The sequence below is a fragment of the Gilliamella sp. CG25 genome, from assembly GCF_046635705.1.
Taxonomy (GTDB): Bacteria; Pseudomonadota; Gammaproteobacteria; order Enterobacterales; family Orbaceae; genus Gilliamella; species Gilliamella apicola_I.
In genome coordinates, this window is record NZ_JBIDFJ010000003.1 from 259636 (window position 1) to 267491 (window position 7856).

Here is a 7856-nt window from a genome sequence, read left to right on the forward strand (position 1 = left end):
ATTTTTTTGAAAAATGAATGTGAAAAGTAGCGCGCGTTTTATACCATATTTAGATAAATATTGCTAGTTTTATTTATATCGATGTGATTTTTATTGGCAAAAAAAGATTTACAGTCATAATAAATGAGGATTAAGTTATCGATTAACGCCTTAAATATAATTTTTAAATACCATCAATTTCATTTCATAATATCATGCATAATCCACATTTTTTATTACGCTATTTTTATTAAAAAATGATTTTATTGAATCATTTTTTTATTTTAAATTGGCTCAATTCGACCCGTACCGGCAAATCACTCAACTCAACATTAATCATGTTTTACTCTGTCTATTCACCTTGATAGTCTTCTTTAAATACTTCGGATGTTTCTGAAATAAGCTCTATATCACAATGCAATTTTAATTGCAGATTTTTTAACAATCCCCATAATGCTTGATTACGTGCATTACTCCGTAGTGCCAATTCCGCTTCGGATGGATTATCACCGTCAAAACGCGAAACACCTTCTCTAATGGAGATTTTTTTTAAATGCGTCAGCCGACTAAGCTTTTCTAATAAAACAATTGGGTATTTACATTGACGTAAACGCAAATCCACTATTTTATCGTTCGGTAACAGATCTAATAAATAACTAAAATCATGTTGATTCACATTCATCATTAGTTCACCTTGAGTATCGACATAATAAAACATAATACCCGAACTGGCATTTAACTTAATTTCACCATGATATTTAGCCTGTATTGCTAACAACAACGTGATAAGTGCATGGTTACGTGTATCACGCTCCTTTTGTTTAATCAATCGCTCATCTTCTGGCAAGATTTCTAAGCTATAATCACTAATACCATGTTCGTCAAAAAATAACCAGGTTAACTGCGGCAGATCCATCGATTTTGTTAACAAGGCTAATGACAAATGTTCTGTTACTATTTCTAATCGTTTAACGGGCTGAAAATCAGTGTGCGCAGCAAAATATTCAAAGTTTTCATCACTAAAAATGTTAAGACTTACTTTTTCCGCCAAAGGGTAATAAGCCAGTAATCCCGATAAACTATTAGCCGGTAACGGAAGATCATCATACTGAACCAGTTTTTCTAAGCTTGCTGTATCTTTGGTATCTAAAACAAAAGAATTGATCTGATTTTGCTCATTTACACTTATACAGAAACTTGATCGGTTGTTAATATCGCCTTTAGTACAATCAACGCTAATTAGCCTTTTATAATCCCACTTAAATACACTTCTAGACTCTTCGTAATTAGCCTGATATTCGCGCACTAATCCTGAGCCATCGACATACCAATTAATCCATTCAACGTCATAACCATCAATCCACAATGACTCGACACACACAAAACCGTCATAGTATTTATAAGTTACCCCGTTTAACAACTCACCTTGATAATAGACAGGATCATCAGATTCATAATATTCATCATTTTCTATCACCGCAAAATCGATTTTTACCCCACTGCTGTGCTGATAAAACCCAAAGTCTTGTTCCCCCGTAATTTTGCCTTCGGTCATTTGGTACACTTTATGCAATTTTTGTTCTCGATGGTCATAAGCCAGTCCACTAAATAACACATCATTTAAAAAATAAAAGCCTTGAATAACCTGTAAATGGCTCAATTCGACCCGTACCGGTAAATCACTCAACTCAACATTAATCATGTTTTACTCTGTCTATTCACCTTGATAGTCTTCTTTAAATACTTCGGATGTTTCTGAAATAAGCTCTATATCACAATGCAATTTTAATTGCAGATTTTTCAACAATCCCCATAATGCTTGATTACGTGCATTACTCCGTAGTGCCAGTTCCGCTTCGGATGGATTATCACCGTCAAAACGCGAAACACCTTCTCTAATGGAGATTTTTTTTAAATGCGTCAGCCGACTAAGCTTTTCTAATAAAACAATTGGGAATTTACATTGACGTAAACGCAAATCCACTATTTTATCGTTCGGTAACAGATCTAATAAATAACTAAAATCATGTTGATTCACATCCATCATTAGTTCACCTAGAGTATCAATATAGCGAAACATAATACCCGAACTGGCATTTAACTGAATTTCACAATGATATTTAGCCTGTATTGCTAACAACAACGTGATAAGTGCATGGTTACGTGTATCACGCTCCTTTTGTTTAATCAATCGCTCATCTTCTGGCAAGTTTTTTAAGTCATAATCGCTAATACCACGTTCATTAAAAAACAGCCAGATTAACTGCGGCAGATCCATCGATTTTGTTAACAGGGCTAACGACAAATTTTTCGTAGCTACTTGTAATCGTTTAACGGGCTGAAAATTAGTGTACGCAGCAAAATATTCAAAGTTCTCATCACTAAAAATACTAAGACTTACTTCTTCCGCCAAAGGGTAATAAGCCAGTAATCCTGATAAACTATTAGCCGGTAACGGAAGATCATCATACTGAACCAGTTTTTCAAAGCTTGCTGTATCCTTGGTATCTAAATAAAAGGAATTAATCTGATTTTGCTCATTTACACTTATAGAGAAATTTGATCGGCTGTTAATATCTTGTTTACGACAATCAACGCTAATTAGCCTTTTATAATCCCACTCAAAATTGCTTCTGTTTTCATCGTAATCTAGCTCAAAGCGGCGCACTAACCCTGAACCATCAACATACCAAGTTATCAATTCTACTTCCCAGCCATCAACCCATAATGATTCGCTTAAAACAAAACCATCACAATATTCATAGGTTACCCCGTTTAACAGTTCTCCTTGATAATAGACTAAATTCCTAAATTCATAATCTACATCATCTTCTATCACCGCAAAATCGATTTTTACCCCACTGCTGTGCTTAAAAAAACCAAACGCTTGTTCCCCCGTGATTTTACCTTCGGTCATTTGGTACACTTTATGCAACTTTTGTTCTCGATGGTCATAAGCCAGCCCACTAAATAACACATCATTTAAAAAATAAAAGCCTTGAATAACCTGTAAATGGCTCAATTCGACCCGTACCGGCAAATCACTCAACTCAACATTAATCATGTTTTACTCTGTCTATTCACCTTGATAGTCTTCTTTAAATACTTCGGATGTTTCTGAAATAAGCTCTATATCACAATGCAATTTTAATTGCAGATTTTTCAACAATCCCCATAATGCTTGATTACGTGCATTACTCCGTTGTGCCAATTCCGCTTCGGATGGATTATCACCGTCAAAACGCGAAACACCTTCTTCAAGGCATAATCTTTTTAAATGCGTCAGCCGACTAAGCTTTTCTAATAAAACAATCGGAAATTTTCGTTGACGCAAATGCAAATCCACTATTTTATCGTTCGGTAACAGATCTAATAAATAACTAAAATCATGTTGATTCACGTCCATCATTAATTCACCCTGAGTATCGACATAATAAAACATAATACCCGAACTGGCATTTAACTGAATTTCACCATGATATTTAGCCTGTATTGCTAACAATAACGTGATAAGTGCATGGTTACGCACATCACACTCCTTTTGTTTAATCAATCGCTCATCTTCTGGCAATTCTTTTAGCCGATATTTACTGTAACCACTTTCATCAAAAAATAACCAGGTTAACTGTGGCAAGTCCATATATTTTGTTAACAGGGCTAACGACAAATTTTGCGTTGCTATTTGTAATCGTTTAACGGGCTGAAAATTAGTGTGCGCAGCAAAATATTCAAAGTTTTCATCACTAAAAATACTAAGACTTACTTCTTCCGCCAAAGGGTAATAAGCCAGTAATCCTGATAAACTATTAGCCGGTAACGGAAGATCATTATACTGAACCAGTTTTTCTAAGCTTGCTGTATCTTTGGTATCTAAAACAAAAGAATTAATCTGATTTTGCTCATTTACACTTATAGTGAAACTTGATCGGCTGTTAATATCGCCTTTAGTACAATCAACGCTAATTAGCCTTTTATAATCCCACTTAAAATTGCTTCTGTTTTCATCGTAATCTAGCTCAAAGCGGCGCACTAACCCTGAACCATCAACATACCAAGTTATCAATTCTACTTCCCAGCCATCAACCCATAATGATTCGCTTAAAACAAAACCATCACAATATTCATAGGTTACCCCGTTTAACAGTTCTCCTTGATAATAGACTAAATTCCTAAATTCATAATCTACATCATCTTCTATCACCGCAAAATCGATTTTTACCCCACTGCTGTGCTTAAAAAAACCAAACGCTTGTTCCCCCGTAATTTTACCTTCGGTCATTTGGTACACTTTATGCAACTTTTGTTCTCGATGGTCATATGCCAGTCCACTAAATAACACATCATTTAAAAAATAAAAGCCTTGAATAACCTGTAAATGGCTCAATTCGACCCGTACCGGCAAATCAAACGGTTTAATATCGGTTCTGTTACTCATGGTTACTCTCCTTTTCGCTTCGTTACCACGTTAATAAGTGGATCTAATATACCACTACAATTACGACAGGCTACAAATGGTTGTCCAAATTGTCCTTTATCTTTTGGGTCTTTGACATAGACAGTGTAAACGTCAATATCCTTGAAATAATGTTCTGGATCTATTTTTTTCGCGCGCAGTTGTTTAAACACATCATCTACCGCCAATATTTCAGCATGCGCACCAGGCATTCCATCAAAATTTGACAAATTATCTTTATGTTTTATAAGATATTGTTCAATCAATTTTTCCGTCGCTTCATCCATCTTTTTATCTGGATAATACGGTTTTAAAGTCGCAATATACCCTTTGATATCAACTACCTTAATTGGCGCCGATTGACCCGTAAATTCGCCTTGTACAACAACCTTTGCTTTTAGCGCATCCTTTAACGTAAAAGGTAAATTATTAAATTCCTTAGCACTTTCAAAGTCCATGCCATGAATAGTACAAGTTGCCTTTGAAATAGCAACTTTTTTCTTCCAACCATTATCGTTCTTCGCGCGTTCCCTAATATCTGCCTGAAAACTTTGTAGATTACTACGTTTATCTTCATATATACGGGTATTAACGACCGTTTTACTGACCCTTTGATCACCATTTCTGGCTAAGATTTGTATTTTGCCTTCTGGGTTTGAATTTAATAATGCGACTCTTGTTGCCTGGAAGGGATCAGTTAAATTAATATGCTTATTAAGTTCATTAGATAAGAAAAATTCACTGTTAATTGTGCTATTTAATATCCGAAAATAATTAGCAGGAGGAATGACAGCATTCGGTAGATTGTTGTTAGCAATTGAGATAGTTGTATTATTCGTTAATGGTAATAAATTTTGCTCTTGCAACTGTTTAACAGAGACACGCATTTGCGGCATATCGGCTAATTCAACTTTTGGTAGCGCAACTCCTGTTGATTTTTTTTCCATTTCTGTTAGTTGATCTATAATGATGCTATTTGGATCGTTTATAAAGGCATCGATTTCTTCTCGACTTAGTTTTTGAACTAAATTCGAATCTTTCTTTATAAAATCAAAATTTGCTTTAGTGTTTTTTAAATTGAGATAAACTAACGCGCCAGTTAACACCCCTGCTCCAATTAAAGTCATAATTTTTGATAGTTTTTCATCAGGAGGAAGCGATTTATCTTCTATTACTGTGTAAATAGCTGACGCAATATCGGTAGAAATCATAATACCTTGCACACCATTTGTCGTTACTTCACCAATTAACATCGCTTTAATGGCATTCACTTTCATGGTATTCGTACCTACTTGGGATAAAAATTTAAGCGGTCCCCATTTCGCCAAGGCTAGCCCCGCACCAGTGCCTAACATATTGCCAACAATATTTAATGCATCAAAACCATCATCTTTCCAATTACTAAAACCTTTATTATAACGTTGCGTTATATTGATAGCTGATGAGCTAATACCTGCAGTAGCCGATAATATTATTGACCCATAAGTCCAAAATGCTGCTGTTGCTATTTGCCCCGAAGGTACAAACAATGTTATTGCGCCGGCAACAATTAATGCACCAAATGCAAGATAAGTGAGGGCTGTTGAAATACTGTCAAGCCAAGTTTTGCCGTCAGTTGAAAATTGATATTCTTCAGTAAAATTATGATCTTCTATAGTCCAAACAAGTAACCCTTCACCATCATATTTAGGGATTTCAAGTGTTGGATGACTAACACTTAAATATCGACATTTTAATATGCCCTCTGGATAACGATTATCACTTTCCCATTCATCTAAGGCATCTAGCAGAGCAGCTTGTTCTGTATCTCCCTTACCTTCAAATACACCACACCACCCTTGTTGTAGGGGATTAGTCCAATCTAATAAATAAACTGTTTTTTCATGATAAAAATAACATACTTGTAGTAGGATTGAGTTGGTATCAGGATATTCATACGAATAGTGTCTGGCACTCATCATTTTGAAATGATTTCTGTGACTTAATGGTATTTTTTCTAACAAATTTTCTAATTTATCGCAAAATTGTTTCCTATTTTCTTTGCGTTCATTATATTTTTCTTGTTGTTCTTCATCCAATTCACTGTATTTTTCTAAAGTCTCAATTATATTATTTTGTTTTTTAATGTTGTGGATAAATTCAAATGGGTTTTCTGTTTCTTCAAATGTCGCTGGGTCATAGCTCAAGCAATCACCTTGACTCACCACATGTTGTACATAATGATAAATTTTGGCTTCACCACCCAACGATTCCCTGACGTAACACATTACAGTATGTACACCAACCAGATTCCATTTTGCATTAAGCCATTCGGGACCACCACGTGGTCCAAAAAAATTACTCTGTTTACTTTTTTCTCTATTTGTATGATTAATACATACCCAACGAATAGATAAGTCTTTTATATCTTTAGCATTGGGGTTGACTTTTTTTAAATAAAAGGACATTGTCCTATTAGGTGTTACATACCTTAAAGAAGGGCTAGCAACAATGATATAATCCTCTACAGTATCCATTGTTTTAAATCCTAATTGTTTTTATTGATTGAATTAGCTTTAGCTAACAGAAAATTAATGAGATCTTTGTGGTTATTGTAAGGACCAATTGATTTTTCTATATTTTTAACCAGATCTTGATGATAGATTTGTTTATAAACTTCAATTGTTTTTGCAACAATTTCTTCCGCAAAACACAAATAATCAATCATTTTTTCTGCGTTTCCGGCTTCTATTGCATTATGTAATCGCTGTGCATTTGCTTTAGCTAAAATATCGTCTTGATCTGGATAGGCATAAGCATATTCCATTCCTTGTGGCACATTTTTTAATACAACTTTTCCTTCACGGTCTAATCTTCCTTGCCTTAATTCGCCATTTTTAAACCGTACAACATACTTGGTCATTGGGATTCGATAGCCATCTTCAGTTTCTAAGATCAACGTTAAACCTTCTTGCATGTCTTGTTCTGTAAATAATGCAGGTACATTTATTGGTTCGTAATTTAATGTTTTTGGTCCCATTTTTTGCATCGCATTACATTTCATGTACACATTATCCGGTGTGCCCAGTACAATGCCTTTTTCGCTAATTTCAATGTATGAACCGCCACACATTAAGGCGATTGTTTTGTCTGCGCTTAATGTCATTTTGCTGTCTACACTGTCAATGTGGACATCTTGTTTAGCCGCCATATTCAGGTTGGCATTTTGGGCTTGTGTTTCAATATCCCCCTGGTTGGCAAAGACCTTCATCCCCGATTTATGAGCAAATAACCCTATCGCATCGCCCGATGTTAGTGTGATGTTTTTTAATGCCGTGATATCAGTCTGCTTTTCAGCGGTGACACTTACGCTGTTACCGGTTGATAACTGGATGTTTTCAGGACTGGTTAACGCAATACCTTGCTGAGCGTAAGCTAATATGCC

At 35.2% G+C, this 7856-nt stretch carries 5 protein-coding genes; all 5 read right to left on the reverse strand.

Annotation, left to right across the window (positions count from 1 at the left end; translation table 11 throughout):
• Nucleotides 1-331 precede the first annotated feature (331 nt).
• On the reverse strand, nucleotides 332-1681 hold the full coding sequence (locus ACGH6P_RS04160) for a hypothetical protein (RefSeq protein WP_411596779.1): 1350 nt from the start codon (nucleotides 1679-1681) through the stop codon (nucleotides 332-334).
• 12 nt (nucleotides 1682-1693) lie between these two features.
• A complete protein-coding gene (locus tag ACGH6P_RS04165) occupies nucleotides 1694-3043 on the reverse strand; it encodes a hypothetical protein (RefSeq protein WP_411596780.1) in 1350 nt (449 codons plus the stop codon).
• A gap of 12 nt (nucleotides 3044-3055) precedes the next feature.
• Nucleotides 3056-4414 carry a hypothetical protein gene (locus tag ACGH6P_RS04170; protein ID WP_411596781.1) on the reverse strand — a complete coding sequence of 453 codons (1359 nt, stop codon included), beginning with the start codon at nucleotides 4412-4414 and terminating at the stop codon, nucleotides 3056-3058.
• A gap of 2 nt (nucleotides 4415-4416) precedes the next feature.
• Nucleotides 4417-6948 carry a YwqJ-related putative deaminase gene (locus ACGH6P_RS04175; protein ID WP_411596782.1) on the reverse strand — a complete coding sequence of 844 codons (2532 nt, stop codon included), beginning with the start codon at nucleotides 6946-6948 and terminating at the stop codon, nucleotides 4417-4419.
• Nucleotides 6949-6959: 11 nt separating this feature from the next.
• Nucleotides 6960-7856: DUF2345 domain-containing protein (locus ACGH6P_RS04180; protein WP_411596783.1), on the reverse strand; the 897-nt coding region annotated here is incomplete at its 5' end.